Annotated in this window: 14 protein-coding genes and 1 pseudogene; 8 read left to right on the top strand and 7 right to left on the bottom strand. The window is 61.1% G+C overall.

Annotated features, from left to right (window positions below):
- The first annotated feature begins 151 nt into the window (after positions 1-151).
- From lptD to LG30_RS0109835, 6 genes are read left to right on the top strand one after another with little or no spacing between them, the layout of a single operon-like run.
- Positions 152-2,560, top strand: coding sequence for an LPS assembly protein LptD (lptD, locus tag LG30_RS0109860; RefSeq protein WP_033130537.1), 2,409 nt, complete (start codon positions 152-154; stop codon positions 2,558-2,560).
- 30 nt (positions 2,561-2,590) lie between these two features.
- Positions 2,591-3,883: a peptidylprolyl isomerase SurA gene (gene surA, locus LG30_RS0109855; protein ID WP_033130536.1), complete on the top strand. Its 1,293-nt coding sequence runs from the start codon at positions 2,591-2,593 to the stop codon at positions 3,881-3,883.
- Between the two features lie 14 nt (positions 3,884-3,897).
- A complete protein-coding gene (pdxA, locus tag LG30_RS0109850; protein ID WP_033130644.1) occupies positions 3,898-4,893 on the top strand; it encodes a 4-hydroxythreonine-4-phosphate dehydrogenase PdxA in 996 nt (331 codons plus the stop codon).
- On the top strand, positions 4,883-5,710 hold the full coding sequence (gene rsmA / locus LG30_RS0109845; protein WP_033130535.1) for a 16S rRNA (adenine(1518)-N(6)/adenine(1519)-N(6))-dimethyltransferase RsmA: 828 nt from the start codon (positions 4,883-4,885) through the stop codon (positions 5,708-5,710). Before pdxA ends, rsmA begins: the two co-directional genes overlap by 11 nt.
- A gap of 4 nt (positions 5,711-5,714) precedes the next feature.
- On the top strand, positions 5,715-6,077 hold the full coding sequence (apaG, locus tag LG30_RS0109840) for a Co2+/Mg2+ efflux protein ApaG (protein WP_033130534.1): 363 nt from the start codon (positions 5,715-5,717) through the stop codon (positions 6,075-6,077).
- Between the two features lie 6 nt (positions 6,078-6,083).
- On the top strand, positions 6,084-6,905 hold the full coding sequence (locus LG30_RS0109835) for a symmetrical bis(5'-nucleosyl)-tetraphosphatase (RefSeq protein WP_033130533.1): 822 nt from the start codon (positions 6,084-6,086) through the stop codon (positions 6,903-6,905).
- A 148-nt stretch (positions 6,906-7,053) separates the two neighbouring features.
- Here the strand turns inward: LG30_RS0109835 and LG30_RS0109830 are convergent, their stop codons facing one another.
- Positions 7,054-7,539: a 2TM domain-containing protein gene (locus LG30_RS0109830; RefSeq protein WP_033130532.1), complete on the bottom strand. Its 486-nt coding sequence runs from the start codon at positions 7,537-7,539 to the stop codon at positions 7,054-7,056.
- Positions 7,540-7,668: 129 nt separating this feature from the next.
- On the bottom strand, positions 7,669-8,658 hold the full coding sequence (locus tag LG30_RS0109825) for a luciferase-like monooxygenase (RefSeq protein ID WP_033130531.1): 990 nt from the start codon (positions 8,656-8,658) through the stop codon (positions 7,669-7,671).
- A 270-nt stretch (positions 8,659-8,928) separates the two neighbouring features.
- Between LG30_RS0109825 and LG30_RS0109820 the strand changes: the two genes are divergently transcribed.
- Positions 8,929-11,829: an HD domain-containing phosphohydrolase gene (locus LG30_RS0109820; RefSeq protein ID WP_033130530.1), complete on the top strand. Its 2,901-nt coding sequence runs from the start codon at positions 8,929-8,931 to the stop codon at positions 11,827-11,829.
- A gap of 257 nt (positions 11,830-12,086) precedes the next feature.
- Here the strand turns inward: LG30_RS0109820 and cgtA are convergent, their stop codons facing one another.
- The 3 genes from cgtA to rplU form a co-directional block, all read right to left on the bottom strand.
- Positions 12,087-13,292 (bottom strand): Obg family GTPase CgtA, encoded by a 1,206-nt coding sequence (gene cgtA, locus LG30_RS0109815; RefSeq protein ID WP_033130529.1) that lies wholly within the window; start codon positions 13,290-13,292, stop codon positions 12,087-12,089.
- A 189-nt stretch (positions 13,293-13,481) separates the two neighbouring features.
- Positions 13,482-13,739 (bottom strand): 50S ribosomal protein L27, encoded by a 258-nt coding sequence (gene rpmA / locus LG30_RS0109810; RefSeq protein WP_005911261.1) that lies wholly within the window; start codon positions 13,737-13,739, stop codon positions 13,482-13,484.
- A gap of 19 nt (positions 13,740-13,758) precedes the next feature.
- Entirely contained in the window at positions 13,759-14,070 is a 312-nt protein-coding gene (gene rplU / locus LG30_RS0109805) for a 50S ribosomal protein L21 (RefSeq protein ID WP_033130528.1), read from the bottom strand.
- 242 nt (positions 14,071-14,312) lie between these two features.
- On the opposite strand from rplU, the gene ispB reads away from it, so the two are divergent.
- Positions 14,313-15,284, top strand: coding sequence for an octaprenyl diphosphate synthase (gene ispB / locus LG30_RS0109800; RefSeq protein ID WP_033130527.1), 972 nt, complete (start codon positions 14,313-14,315; stop codon positions 15,282-15,284).
- A gap of 104 nt (positions 15,285-15,388) precedes the next feature.
- On the opposite strand, the gene LG30_RS0109795 is transcribed toward ispB, so the two are convergent.
- On the bottom strand, positions 15,389-15,577 hold the full coding sequence (locus LG30_RS0109795) for a DUF2065 domain-containing protein (RefSeq protein WP_033130526.1): 189 nt from the start codon (positions 15,575-15,577) through the stop codon (positions 15,389-15,391).
- Positions 15,578-15,683: 106 nt separating this feature from the next.
- A pseudogene (locus LG30_RS0109790) lies at positions 15,684-15,900 on the bottom strand (protease modulator HflC); the annotation flags it as partial.

The raw sequence follows: 15,900 nt of genomic DNA, 5'->3' as shown, positions 1-15,900 counted from the left end.
CAGCACTTGGCTGTTAGCCCTGGCCGCAATAATGCTTTATCATTGCCGGCTAACATAAAGCAATGACATGCAATGTCAACTCGATGGATCCTGACATAAAATGCATGCCCTGAATCAACCGTTTTTACCACGGATTGCGCGAGCCTTTCACATGACAAAATGGACACTGGGAGCCTCTGCTCCCATCGCCCTGACCATCAGCCTTGTCCCAGCCTTGAGTCCGATCACGGTCCAGGCCGCGCCATTCAACGCGCCACCGGCTACCGGGATCCTGGACAGTCTCTGCTATGACTATGTCCCCAAGGTAGAAAAACCCAAAGCGGATCAGGACGCCAACGCGCTGCCCGTCGAGGTCGATGCGGATCGCCTCGAGGCCAAGCAGGGTGAGACCGCCGTCTATGAGGGTGACGTCAAGGTTCGTCAGGGGGTGCGCAAATTCGACTCCGACTACGCTCAGGTCGATCAGCAGAGCCGGGATGTCATCGCCATCGGCAACATCTATTACAACGATGGCCAGATTACTGTCACCAGCGACAAGACCCTCAAATCCAACCTAGATACCAAGGATTCCGAGCTGGAAGAGGGCAAGTACCAGGTTCACGGCTCACCGGTGCGCGGCTTCGCCGAGAAGGTGACCATGACCAACAACAACCAGAACATCACCCTGGAAGGGGCTCAGTACACCACCTGCCCACCGGGCCAGGAGGCCTGGACCCTGAAGGCAGGCAGCATCGACATCGATCAGGCCGAGGTGTTCGGGGAAGCTTATAACGCCACCCTCTGGCTCTACGATTACCCGGTGTTCTACACCCCTTATATCAACTTCCCGATCAAGGATGAGCGCAAGACGGGCCTGCTCTATCCCTACTACAAGCAAAGCTCCGACAATGGCATGGAGATCACCCAGCCATTTTACTGGAACATAGCCCCGAACTACGACGCCACCATCACTCCCCGCTTCATGGACAGACGCGGCCTGATGAACCAGGTCGAGTTCCGCTACATGCCGGATCCGGCCCACGTCGGCAGCCTTTACTTCGAGAACCTGGCGGATGACAAGCAGTACGACGAGACGGCCAGTCTCAAAGACTATCTGGCCGATGGCCACCGCTACCTGATCAATGCCCGCCATACCTCTCTGTTCATGGACAACGCGCTGCAGGTATCGTTGGACTACACCAAGGTGCGGGACAATGACTTCAACTACTTCAACGACTTCGACCCCAAGGTGGGCACCCAGGTCGACAACCAGTTGCAGCAATCCCTGACGGCCGGCTACTTCCAGCAGAACTGGAACCTCAAGACCGAGGTGCGTACCTACCAGATCCTGCTGGCCGGCGCCCAACAGCCCCACTCCATGCTGCCGCGCATCGACCACAACTACTATCATCAGGGCAGTTGGTACGATCTCGCCTGGAACAGCGAACTGACCAAGTTCGGCTACGACAACGACGAATCCACCATAGGCGAGGTCTACACCGGCACCCGTCTGCACAGCGCGCCCACCCTGACGGTGCCGATCGTGACCTCTGCGGCTTACTACCTCGATAGCCAGTACAAGCTGATGTACACCCAGTACAATCAGGACGTGCCGGATGCCAGCAAGCTCACCGCCTACTACCGTGACCGGGGCTTGACCGAGCTCGATGAGAACGTCACCCGGGTGCTGCCGTCGTTCCGCCTCAAGGGTGGTCTCACCTTCGATCGCCAGCAACAGTGGTTCGGCGAGGGGGCCAACCAGACCCTGGAGCCGGAGTTCCAGTACCTCTATGTGCCCTACAAGGATCAGGACAACATCGGGATCTATGACTCCACCACCATGCGTCAGGACTACTACAGCCTGTTCAGCGATCAGCGTTATGCCGGTCTCGACCGCATCAGCGACTCCAACCGCCTGACCCTCGGCCTCACCAGTCGCGTCTATGATCCGGCCGGGGATGAACGAATTCGGCTGGCCGTTGCCCAAGCATTCGACTTCGTCGCCCCCAGAGTCACCCTCTACCCCAACGACGAGCTGACCAACAACACCCGCTCCCCGCTCTCGTTCGAGGGGGATGCCAAGATCAACGAACAGTGGTTCGCCCATGCGGGCGCGCAATATGACATGGAGCAGAACCGTATCAGCTCGGCCAACAGCGCCCTGGAATACCGCCACGAGAAGCTGATCAGCCAGTTGAACTACCGCTTCATCCGGGACGCCAACTACGACCTGAACAACAAAGGCCAGGTCACCGATCTCAACCAGATCGGCATGTTGCTGACCACCCCGCTCAACGATCAGTGGCACCTCTATGGCGGTTACTATTACGAGCTGGATCAAGGGGTCAAGGTTGACCGCAAGGTGGGCCTGAAATATGACTCCTGCTGCTGGAGCATCAACTTCAACATGGAGTGGGTCAACGACCCGGATAACGTCAATTACCAGCCCAGCGCAGAGCGCAGCCTGGGCATTCAATTTGAAATGAAAGGATTGGGTAGCGTGGGGACGGGTCCAAAGGGGACGTCTCTGGATACCGAAGCCCTGCCTTACATTCGTCCGTTTAACCTGCGAGACCAATAACGGGTCTGGCGAACGCCTTGAGAGATGGATATGAAGAAGACGTTGATTTCCCTGCTGACCGCAGGCCTGTTAGGAGTCATGAGCCAGGGTGCCTTCGCCGCCCCCGAGCTGATGGACAAGGTGCTTGCCGTGGTCAACAAGGACGTGGTGCTGGTCAGCCAGCAGGAAGCGCTGGTACAGAAGGTGAAGGCCTCCGCTCGGGAGAGCGGACAATCTCTGCCCGATGACGTCACCCTGCGCAAGCAGGCGCTGGATCGCCTGATCCAGGAGAGCCTGCAATTGCAGCTGGCGGATCGCCAGGGCCTGAAGATCAGCGACACCCAGCTGGAACAGGCTATCCAGAGTATCGCCGCCGACAACAAGATGACCCTGGAGCAGCTGCGTGCCCAGCTGGAGCGTGAAGGCCTGACCTATGCCCAGTACCGGGAAGAGGTCCGCCGCGAGATCCTGATGAACGAGGTGCGTCGCAGCCAGGTTCGCCGCCGCATCAACATCTCCGAGCAGGAGGTGAAGCAGGTGGTCGAGGCGCTGGGCAAGCAGGGTCAGCAGCAGACCGAATACCACGTCGGCCACATTCAGGTTGCCCTGCCGGACAATCCGAACGCCGAGCAGCTCAATGCCGCCAAGGCCAAGATCGAACGCATCCTGGCCGCCCTGAAGGATGGCGCCGATTTCCGCAAGCTGGCCATCGCCGAGAGTAATGGTCCCAAGGCTCTGGAAGGGGGAGACTGGGGCTGGATGAGCCCGCAGGAGATGCCAACCCTGATGGCGGAGGCGGTGCAAGGCGCCAGCAAGGGTGACATCGTCGGCCCGCTGCGTTCCGGCGCCGGTCTGCACATCATCAAGGTCTTCGACACCAAGGGTCAGCAGCAAGTCATGCAGACCGAGGTCAAGGCCCGCCACATCCTGATCAAGCCCTCCATCATCCTGAGTGAGGAGAAGGCCAAGGGGACCCTGGACGGTATCTTGCACGACATCAAGAGCGGCAAGGCCAGCTTCGCCAGCATGGCGGAGAAATATTCCGAGGATCCGGGCTCTGCGGTGCAGGGTGGTGAACTGGGCTGGTCCGATCCCGGCGTCTATGTGCCGGAGTTCCGTGACATGGTCAATCGTCTGCAACCGGGCCAGATCAGCGAGCCGTTCCGCACCAGCCACGGCTGGCACATAGTGCAGTTGGAAGACCGCCGCAGTCAGGACGCCACCGGCAAGGCACAGGAGCAGCGCGCCTATCAGCTGATCTTCAACCGCCGCTTCACCGAAGAGTCCCAAGCCTGGCTGGACGAGCTGCGCGATGAGGCCTACATCCAGATCGAACCGAACTGATGGAAGATAAGCTGATGAGCTGCCAACGTCTCGCCATCACGCCGGGTGAACCGGCGGGCATAGGCCCGGACCTGGTGCTGCAGATAGCCCAGCAGGGCTGGCCCCATCAGCTGGTGGTGATCGCCGATCCCGCCCTGCTGCAAGACAGGGCGGCCCTGCTGGGGCTGTCCATCGCACTGGAACCCTATGACGCCAGCGTCCCTGCCCGCCCCCAGCGGGCGGGGACGCTCACGATCTGCCCCATCCCGCTCGGCGCACCAGTGACACCGGGTGAGCTCGATGAGGCTAACGGCGCCTACGTGCTGGCGACCCTGCAGCGTGCCTGTGACGGCAACATGAACGGCGAGTTTGCCGCCGTGGTGACCGGGCCGGTACACAAGGGGATCATCAATCAGGCCGGCGTCTCGTTCAGCGGCCACACCGAGTTCTTCGCCCAGCAGTCCGGCACCGCCGACGTGGTGATGCTGCTGGCGACCGAAGGCTTGCGGGTGGCGCTGGCGACCACCCATATTCCCCTCGCCTACGTGGCCATGGCCATCACCGAAGATCGCCTCGGCAAGGTGATCCGCATCCTGGATGCGGATCTCAGGGCCAAGTTCGGCATCGCCAGGCCCCGGATTTACGTCTGTGGCCTCAATCCCCATGCCGGGGAAGGGGGGCACCTCGGCCGGGAAGAGATCGAGGTGATCGAACCCGCCCTGGCTGGCTTGCGCCAGGAAGGCATCGATCTGGTCGGCCCGCTGCCGGCCGACACCCTGTTCCAGGACAAATACCTCAAGGATGCGGATGCGGTACTCGCCATGTACCACGACCAGGGGCTGCCCGTGCTCAAGTACAAGGGCTTTGGCAACTCGGTCAATATCACCCTCGGACTCCCATTCATCCGCACTTCGGTGGATCACGGCACCGCGCTGGATCTGGCAGGCAAGGGCCTGGCCGATCCGGGCAGCCTCACCACCGCGATTAACCACGCCATCCAGATGGTAGAGAAAAAAAGATATGAGCAGTAAGGTGCAGAACAATAAAGTGCACATGGGTCACACGGCCCGTAAGCGTTTCGGTCAGAACTTCTTGCACGACCGTTATGTGATCGACCAGATAGTCGCCGCCATCAACCCGCAACCGGGTCAGAATCTGGTGGAGATAGGTCCGGGTCTGGCCGCGCTGACCGAGCCGGTCGCCTCCCAGATGGACAAGATGACCGTCGTCGAGCTGGATCGGGATCTGGCCGCGCGCCTGCGCGAGCACCCCATCCTCAAGGACAAGCTCACCGTGATCGAGGCCGATGCCATGCGCTTCGACTTCGGCACCCTGATGGGCGAAGGCAAGGGGCCGCTGCGCATCTTCGGTAACCTGCCCTACAACATCTCCACCCCGCTCATCTTCCACCTGTGCGAGTTCGCGGATCGGGTGGAGGACATGCACTTCATGCTGCAAAAGGAAGTGGTATTGCGGATGTGCGCCGGCCCTGGCAGCAAGGCCTATGGTCGCCTGAGCGTCATGGTCCAGTACTACTGCCAGGTGATCCCGGTGCTGGAAGTGGGCCCAGGCGCCTTCAAACCGGCTCCCAAGGTCGATTCTGCCGTGGTGCGCCTGATGCCGCACAAGAACCCGACCATAGTCGCGAAAGACATGCGCTGCCTGAGCCGCGTCTGTACCGAAGGTTTTGGCCAGCGCCGCAAGACCATTCGCAACAGCTTCGCCAACTTCATCACCGAGGCTCAGCTGACCGAGCTTGGCATCGATGGCAGCCTGCGTCCGGAGAACCTCTCCCTCGAGCAGTTCGTCCTGATCGCCAACTGGCTGGCCGATCAGCAGCAGGCCTGATCCCATGGCACATCCCCGGATACTGATCCGCCCCCATCCCAGTTATGTGGCAGGCACCGAGGATCCTTACCATTTTCTCTATCTCATCGAGATAGAGAATCTGGGACCGGGGACGGTACAGCTGCTGCATCGACGCTGGCTCATCACCGATGCCAATGGCAAGATGCAGGAAGTGGAAGGCCCCGGCGTGGTCGGCGAACAGCCCTTGATCGCTCCCGGTGAGACCTTCAGCTACCAGAGTGGCGTTCCCCTCGCCACTCCGTTCGGCGTGATGGAAGGCAGCTACATCCTGCAAGATGAGTCGGGGCAGCAATTTGAAGCCCCCATAGCGCCCTTCACGCTGGCCATTCCCAACATTATCAACTGAGGTTTCATGGCGAACTGTTTCGTCGGTGATATCCAGGGCTGCTACGACGACTTGCGCCGCCTGCTGGATCTCGCCGAGTTCGACTTCGATAACGACACCCTCTGGCTGTGCGGCGATCTCGTCGCCCGCGGTCCGGACTCTCTCAATACCCTGCGTTTCGTCAAATCCCTGGGACAGCGGGCCGTCAGCGTGCTCGGCAACCACGATCTGCACCTGCTGGCGGTGGCTCACGGCGTGGCACCGCTCAAGAAGAAAGACAAGCTGCAGGCCCTGATGGAGGCCCCGGATCGGGACGAACTGCTGGAGTGGCTGCGTCACCGCCCCCTGCTGGCGGAGCACCCTGAGCTGCCCATCATGATGATCCACGCCGGTCTCTCTCCGGCCTGGGATGCCCACACGGCACGCAGCTGCGCCCGCGAGGTGGAGACGCTGCTGCGCGGCGATCAGTACAACTGGCTGCTGCACAACATGTATGGCGACCAGCCCGATAGCTGGGACGAAAATCTGCTGGGGATAGAGCGCTACCGCTACATCATCAACAGCTTCACCCGGATGCGCTTCTGCTACTTCGATGGCCGACTCGACTTCAAGTGCAAGAAGGGCCCCACGGAGTCCACCCCTGGCCTGCGCCCCTGGTTCGAGCAGCGGGAGCACCATGTGGATGACCCCATTCTGGTGTTCGGCCACTGGGCGGCGCTGATGGGCGCCACCGGCAAGGACGACATCAAGGGACTGGATACCGGTTGCGTCTGGGGCAATAGCCTCACTCTGTGGCGGTATGAAGACGACGCCATGATAGCGACCCCCTGCCCTGCTTACGCCAAATAAGCCGTCGCGGCAGCCGGTGCAGGACAAGCAACCTCACCCTTTGGTGACGGATGATGATCTGGTTCTACCCGTGCCAGGTGAAGGGAGAGGCGGACAATAAAACGGGCCCGGCAATGCCGGGCCCGTTTCTTATGGATGCACTCCTGGCCTACAGCTTGCGCCCCAGCCGTTTCTCGACCTGACGTCGCTCCCATTCCGGCCCGAACAACTTGAACGGCTGGAACAGATTGATGGCGTGGGACATCAGACCCAATCCCCAACCCAGCATGGGCCACCAGGCCCAGATGTAATCCGGGTTGCTCAGGTAGTTGATGACAAACAGGCCCGTCATCACCAGCACATAGCTGGTGAGGTGACCATAGAAGCCCTTGAGCCCCTCGACAAACTTCATCGCCTCCCGTTCATCCCGCGCCACATGCACGCTTCTCTGGCTGTCTAACTCATTGCCTTTCATCTCGCTCTCCTGCAGTTGAGTCACATCGAGTTCAAAGACGGAGGCCAGGGCCTTGAGGGATTCCAGTCCGGGTTGCTGCCCCTGCTCGATCCGCTGTATGGTGCGCACACTCAGACCGGACAGGGTCGCCAACTGCTCCTGTGACCAACCCCGCTGCAATCTCAATTTCCTGACTATCATCATCGGCTCCTTGTGATTTTGGACAGGACCAGCATAGGGCCGGACGGATGCTCGGCGACACGACAAAGGCCTGACATCAACCTGACTGTCGTGTTAAATCAACACGTTAAATCTCATTCGCCCCATGATTCAGAGGCTCTGCATCAGCTCGGCGGCGATCTCGAACGAGCGCAGCCTGGCCTCATGAGAGACGATTGGGCCGTTGAACATCAGCTCATCGGCGCCGGTTTCCGCCAGCAATGCCTGCAAACCGTGACGGACCCTGTCCCTGTCTCCCACCAGAGAGCGCGCCAAGGTTTGCTCCATCGCCATCAGTTCCCGCGGCGACCACTCCTCCCCCAGCTCCTGCACCGGTAGCGGCAACTTGCCCGCATCGCCACGATAGAGCCGCAGGAACTGCTGCTGCAGGGTGGTGAACAGGAAGCGGGCCTCGCGCTCGGTGTCGGCGGCTACCACGTTGATGCAGACCACCGCATAGGGTTTCGGCCAGCGAGCGGAAGGCTGGAACTGGGCGCGGTAGAGTTCCAGCGCCTGCAACAGCAGGCCGGGCGCGAAGTGGGAGGCAAAGCCGAACGGCAACCCCATGGCGGCGGCCAGCTGAGCGCTGTAGAGACTGGACCCCAGCAGCCAGACCGGCACCTCCAGCCCCTGACCGGGCACCGCCTGCACGGCGCCCGGTTGGTCGCCGAAGTAGCGTATCAGCTCCCGTACATCCGCCGGGAAGTCGTCCACCTCGCCGCTGCGCTGACGACGCAGCGCCTGCATGGTGCGTTGATCGGTGCCGGGGGCGCGCCCCAGTCCCAGATCGATCCTGCCCGGATAGAGAGACGCCAGGGTGCCAAACTGCTCGGCGATCACCAGGGGCGAGTGATTCGGCAACATGATGCCGCCGGCCCCCAGCCGCAGGGTGCTGGTGCCACCGGCCAAGTGGCCGATGAGCACCGAGGTGGCGGCGCTGGCGATGCCCGGCATGTTGTGGTGTTCCGCCAGCCAGTAGCGGTGGTAGCCCCACTGCTCGGCGTGACGGGCCAGATCCAGCGAGTGGCGAAATGATTCGGCGGGGACCGAGCCTTCGGGAACAGGTACAAGATCGAGGACGGAATAGGGGATGGCGGACATGGGACACTCCATTGATTCACGGGCAACTCATCAGCGGGCACTGTAGCACGAGATATCTGAATGAATCACGCTGCCCGCCCATGGAGAGATACTGGGGTCACCGGCTCCCGGAGAAACGAATCCGGCCACCGCCAGCTTAAATCTTGAAGATCCTCGAAAGGGTCTGCTTTTTCTCTGATATTCCCGCCAGATGGCTGTGTTTTTTGTCATCTTGCGAGCACACTGTTAGCTGATCATCGCGGGGAGCGCCCGTAGGACAAGGATAGGTCCATGACAAAAGCAAGCCTCGGCAGCAAGCCCTTTTACGTACACATTGCCACCCTCTTCATACTGCTGTTCTCCGTGCTGGGGGGCGCCCTCATCATGCTGCAGTTTCAACAGGGCATGCAGCAGGGGCTGGAGCACGAACGGCAAAACTTCCAGCAGTACAGGGAACAGCTGGCGCTCGCCATCAAGCTGAACCAGCGCCCGGCCCGCATGTCCCTGAGCCTGCTGCGCAGTGGCCAGCTGGCCGCCATGACCAGCCTGGAGTCCCGCCTCGGCTATCTACCCCAGCTGGCCGAGGTGCTGGCCAACAGCGCCAGCTATGGCGCCATCTATGCCGGTTACGAGAACGGCGACTTCTTCCTGGTACGCAAGTTGACCGAGCGGGCCAAGGAGCGGCTGGAGCAGGCTCCTCCCACCAGTTATCTGCTGGTGCAGAGCCTGAGTCAGGGCCGGGGAGAGTTCCTCTATTTCAACCAGCGCCTGCGGCTGCTGGAGCGGCGGCCCATGCCGGACTACCAATTCGATCCCCGCGACCGCGGCTGGTACAAGGAGGCTCGCTGGGGTACGGGCATCATAGTGACCCACCCCTATCTCTTCTTCACCACCAAGGAGCCGGGCATGACGCTGGCGGTGGAGAGCGACGATCGCCGGGCGGTGATAGGACTGGATGCCGGCGTGGAGGGGCTCTCCTCCCTCATCGGCGAGCTGCCCCTGCCCAGCCACTGCCAGCTGGTGCTGTTCGACGAGTTCGGTACCCTGCTGGCGACGGATCCCAAGCGGCTGCCCAGCTTCGAACAGCTGAGTCGCCTGCCCATGCTGTCGGCGCTCAAGCACCCCATACTGGCCAAGCTGCAGCAGGAGATGGCATCCAGACCCACCCTGCTGCACGCGCCGACCGAGCTGACCCTGGCCGCCAAGGATGGCAGCGACTGGCTGGTCAACCTCTCCTCCCTTGACGAGAGTTCCCCCTTCTACCTGGCCCTGCTGGTGCCGGCGGACGTGCTCACCGCACCGGCCCGCCACGACGCCCTGCGCAACCTGGCCTGGGCCCTGGCCGGCCTGCTGCTGCTGCTGCCCGTCATCTGGCTGGTGGCGAGGCGCACCGCCGCCCCCTTGCTGGCACTGACGCAAGAGGCCGAGCGGATCCAGCACTTCGACTTCGGCGAGAGCGAGCGGCCGGACTCGGCGATCCGCGAGATAGACGATCTCGCCCGCGCCATGTCCAGCATGCGGCTGACCCTGGGCAACTTCATGAGCATGGGTCTGGCGCTGGCGGCGGAGCACCGCTTCGATTCCCTGCTCAGCCGCATACTGCACGAGACGGTGGCGGCGGCCCAGGCGGAGGGCGGCTGCCTCTATCTGGCTCAGGACAAGCAGATGAAGGCGGTTCAGGCCATCTGGCAACGGCAGCCCCTGGATTGTGAGCGGGTGCACTGGCAGGAGTCCCTGCTCGGCGGCCTCTATCATTCCGAGCGGCTCAGCCTGCCCCTCAATGCCGAGCAGTGGTCGCACTACCTCGCCGACTGGGGCCCCTTCCCCGGCCCCCGCCAGTTGCTGGCCGAGCCCCTCTACAACCACCGCCAGGAGTTGATCGGCTGCCTGTTGCTGATCCTGCCGGACTGCGCACCACGAGAGCTGGCATCGCGTATCAGCCTCATAGAGGCGCTGGCGGGCATGTCCGCCTCCGCCATCGAGAATCAGCGCCTGCTGGAGGAGCAAAAGCAGTTGCTGGAGGCCTTCATCGAGCTCATCGCCGGCGCCATCGACGCCAAGAGCCCCTACACCGGAGGTCACTGCCAGCGCGTGCCCGAACTGACCCGTATGCTGACGGAGGCGGCCTGCGCCCAGCAGCAGGGCCCCTTTGGCGACTTCACCCTCAGCGACGAGGAGTGGGAGGCTATCCATATCGCGAGCTGGCTGCACGACTGCGGCAAGGTCACCACACCTGAGTTCGTGGTGGACAAGGCCACCAAGCTGGAGACCATCTACGACAGGATCCACGAGATCCGCACCCGCTTCGAGGTGCTCAAGCGCGATGCCCATATAGAAGCGCTGGCGGCCCGGCAGCCCGCCTCCGAGCAGCAGGCAGCCCTCGAGGCCGTGGCCCCGACCTGGCAGATGCTGGATCAGGAGTTCGCCTTCGTCGCCGAGTGCAACCTGGGGGGCGAGTGGATGGCACCGGAAAAACTGGCGCGGCTCGATGCCATCGCCAGCCGCACCTGGCTGCGCACCCTGGATGATCGCCTCGGCGTCAGCCCGGAGGAGCTCAGGCGCCATCCCGGCGAGGCGGCTCCGCTGCCCTGCCTCGAGCCACTGCTGGCCGACAAGCCGCAGCACCTGGTCCCCCGGCCAGACCACGACAACCTGACCGACCACAATCCCTGGGGCTTCAAGGTCAAGGTCCCCACCCATCTCTACAACCGGGGGGAGCATTACAACCTCGCCATCGGCCGTGGCACCCTCACCGAGGAGGAGCGCTACAAGATCAACGATCACATCATCCAGACCATCCGCATGCTGGAGCGGCTCCCCTTCCCCCGCCACCTGCGCAAGGTGCCCGAGATCGCAGGGGGCCATCACGAGCGGATGAATGGCAAGGGCTATCCACGCCAGCTGCTGGGTGAGCAGATGAGCATTCCCGCCCGCATCATGGCCATCGCCGACATCTTCGAGGCGCTGACCGCGAGCGATCGCCCCTACAAGTCGGGCAAGACGGTCTCCCAATCCCTGACCATCATGCGGCACATGGTGCAGGAACAGCACCTGGATCCGGCGCTGTTTGACCTGTTCGTCACCAGCGGAGTCTGGCGGGATTATGCCCTGCGTTTCCTGGCGCCGGAGCAGCTGGACAAGGTCGATGAAGAGGAACTGCGCGGCAGCAAGGCGGCTCACAAGGCAGGCTAGCAGTGTTGTGGCTTGATTGGCTGTTTGGGATGGGCTGACTCTGGCAGCCACTTCCCACTGGGGGTATGGATGCCTGCATATTGCTTTCTGAGCAGGATGCCGACGCTGCCATCCCCTAGCCAGGCGGTGAAACCATCCACAGCTGGCGCTTCCGGCAGATTTAACCACTAATTCGCCATAAAAAAACCGGAGCCTGTTGCCAGGCTCCGGTTTCTCTCAGGGATGGGCTCGAAAGCCGCACCGCTCAGGCAGGACTATCAGTCGCGAACGTAGATGACTTCGACACCATCATCATCGTCGTCATCGAAGTCGTCGTCATCATCCAGTGCGTCATCGAAGGCTCTGGACGCCGCCAGCGCCTCGGCTTCCGCCTGAGCCAGCTGGTTCTTGTGGTAATCATCCCACTTGAACTCCACCTTCTCGATGGCGGCCTTGGCATCGGCTTCCAGCTGACGGGGCATGGTGTCCAGCAGATCCAGGATGTCGTAGCAGACCTTCTTGGTGCCTTCCTTGCTGATGGCGGTGATCTGATAGACGGGACCTTCGTAGGCCAGCGCGGCCTTGACGCGATCCATCACCTCACCCGCTTCCTCTTCCAGGATGAGATCCATCTTGTTGAACACCAACCAGCGCGGTTTGCCTGCCAGCTCGGGGCTGTACTTCTCCAGCTCCCGGACTATGGTCACGGCATTCTCAGCCGGATCGGAACCGTCAACCGGGCAGATGTCCACCAGGTGGAGCAGCACGCGGCAACGCTCGAGGTGCTTCAGGAAGCGGATGCCGAGACCAGCCCCTTCGGCGGCGCCTTCGATCAGACCCGGAATATCGGCGATGACGAAGGAGCGGGAGTTCTCACCACGCACCACACCAAGGTTCGGCACCAGAGTGGTGAAGGGATAATCGGCCACTTTCGGACGGGCTGCGGATACGGCGCGAATGAAGGTGGACTTGCCCGCATTGGGCAGACCCAGCATGCCGACGTCCGCCAGCAACAGCAGCTCCAGCTTCAGGGTGCGCACTTCACCCGGCGTGCCGTTACTCTTCTGATAGGGGGTACGGTTGACCGAACTCTTGAAACGGGTGTTTCCGAGGCCGTGGAAGCCGCCTTTGGCGACCAGCAGCTTCTGACCGTGGCTGGTCAGATCCCCCAGCAATTCACCGGTATCTTCATCGCTGGCACGAGTACCGACGGGCACACGCAGGACGCGATCTTTACCGCGACGACCGGTACAGTTGGCACTTCTGCCATTCTCACCACGCTCGGCGGCGTGAAAACGTTCGAAACGGTAATCGATCAGGGTGTTCAGGTTCTCGTCGGCAAGCAGGTACACATCGCCGCCGTCGCCACCGTCACCACCGTCCGGGCCACCGTTGGGAATATACAATTCCCGACGGAAGCTCACACAACCGTTACCACCGTCACCGGCATCGACTCGAATCTGGACTTCATCAACAAACTTCATAGGTAACCGTCACCCTTAATTCGAAAAACCGATACGCAATTATAGTGGTACAGACCCCTGCGGGCGAGACGCATCTGGCCGATGGGCCCGTCTACGCCGGCTCATCCGCGTGCCGTTTTTTCGTCAAACTCATCAGAAAAACAAAAGCCCCGCCAGGTTGGCGGGGCTTCGGATCCTTGCGGTCCGTAATTACTCAGCAACGATGCTGACGTACTTACGATTCTGCGGACCTTTAACTTCGAACAACACTTTACCGGTCGCGGTAGCGAACAGAGTGTGGTCGGTACCCAGGCCAACGTTGGTGCCAGGGTGGAACTTGGTGCCACGCTGACGAACGATGATGCTGCCTGCCAGTACAGTTTCGCCGCCGAAGCGCTTGACGCCGAGGCGTTTGGCTTCTGAGTCGCGACCGTTGCGGGATGAACCGCCAGCTTTCTTATGTGCCATTTTTCAGATTCCTCTCGAATTAAGCGCTGATGCCAGTGATTTTGACTTCAGTGAACCACTGACGGTGGCCAGCTTGCTTGCGATGGTGCTTACGACGACGGAACTTGACGATAGTCACTTTCTCGCCACGGCCGTGAGCCACAACTTCAGCAATAACCTTGCCACCTTCAACGAAAGGAGCACCTACTTTAAAAGTGTCGCCTGCAGCAACCATCAGAACTTCGTTGAAGTCGATAGTAGCGCCAGTCTCAACGTTCAGCTTTTCCAGACGAACGATTTGACCTTCGGCCACACGGTGTTGTTTTCCGCCGCTTTGGAATACCGCGTACATTTGATTAACTCCGTAAAGGCGTGTCTTTTGCTCAAGGCTAGACACGCGCAAAAACCTATAACAATGGGCCGGCATTCTACGCAAATCGATCTGCTCAGGCAAGGCCAAATTAGCAAAAAGTTTACTTTGTGCGCATATCCGCCGCCGTGAATAAACGCTTAACTGTAACCCATTGTGAAATCGTGTAGAATCCCCGCCATTGCTAAAAACGCAGTAATTGCTGCCGTCACGTTACGAGACTTATGGACCAACAGACTATCCGTGCGCTCTGTGCCGCCGACATGACGGCGGTCAATGAACTGATCCTGGCGAGACTCCAGTCCGATGTCAGCCTGATCAATCAGCTGGGTTTCTACATTGTCAGTGCAGGCGGAAAACGGATGCGCCCCATGCTGACAGTCATGGCCGCCCGCGCACTGGGTTATGAAGGTGAAGATCACCTGAAACTGGCCGCCATCATCGAATTTATCCACACCTCCACCCTGCTGCACGACGACGTTGTCGACGAATCCGACCTGCGCCGCGGCCGAGAGACCGCCAATGCGCTGTTTGGCAATGCCGCCAGCGTGCTGGTCGGTGACTACCTCTACAGCCGCTCCTTCCAGATGATGAGCGAGCTCTCCAACCTGAAGGTGATGGAAATCCTGTCGGATGCCACCAACACCATCGCCGAGGGGGAAGTGTTGCAGCTGATGAACTGCAACGATCCGGACACCACGGAACAGAGCTACATGACGGTCATCTACTGCAAGACCGCCAAGCTGTTCGAAGCAGCCACCCGACTCGCCGCCGTGCTGACCCATCAGCCCGCGTCCGTCGAGCAGGCCATGACGAATTACGGCAAGTATCTGGGCACCGCCTTCCAGATCATCGACGACGTCATGGACTACTGCTCCCAGAGCGATGAGATGGGCAAGAACGTCGGCGACGATCTGGCCGAGGGCAAGCCGACCCTGCCGCTGCTGCGGGCCATGGCGGTGGGCTCAGCCGAAGAGCGTCAACTCATCCGCGATGCCATCGAGCATCGCAACGGCATGGACCACCTCGACCGGATCCTGGCCATCCTGGACAGCACCGGTGCCCTCGAGTACTCCCGCCAGCGCGCCCGGGAAGAGGCCGACAAGGCGATTGCCGCCCTCGCCATCCTGCCCGACTCCGAACACAAGCAGGCGCTGGCCACCCTGGCCGAGATGGCGGTACAACGCAGCGCCTGATCGGGCCATCTGCATCCATGAAAAAGAGGCCCTAGGGCCTCTTTTTTGATCTGCGCCTTTGATCTGCACCAAGCGGCACTATCGCCAGACAGTACCCACACCGCTCAGTGAGCCAACGCCCAGAGGATAAGGGCGCCCGCCACCACCAGGCAGCCACCGATACGGCGCAACGACTCGGGTGGCTGATCGCTCATCAGCCGCAGCATCTGCTGCCAGGCTCTCGGCATCAGCAGCGGCCCTAAGCCTTCAAACAGCAACAGCAGCCCCAATCCCATAAGGATGGATGTCAGCATCCTGTCTCCTCCCATGAAAAAAGCCACCCGCCTCGGCAGGTGGCTCTCTGTCCTCATGCAAGAAGGGCCTGAATATTCAGGCCCTTCGCTCTTACCGCTTGGCTTGTTACTGCTTGTCGCCGTGAGGAGACTTGAGGTAACGGAAGAACTCGCTGTCCGGCTTCAGGACCATGAGGTCGTTGCCACCGGCGAAGCTCTTGCGATAGGCCTCCATGCTACGCACGAAGCTGAAAAACTCGGGGTCTTTCTTGTAGCTGTCGGCATAGATCCTGGCGGCTTCGGCATCCCCTTCACCACGCAGCTGACGCGCATTACTCTCGGCG

The organism is Aeromonas aquatica (assembly GCF_000764655.1).
Taxonomy (GTDB): domain Bacteria; phylum Pseudomonadota; class Gammaproteobacteria; order Enterobacterales; family Aeromonadaceae; genus Aeromonas; species Aeromonas aquatica.
This window is presented reverse-complemented; position numbering and strand designations above follow the sequence as displayed.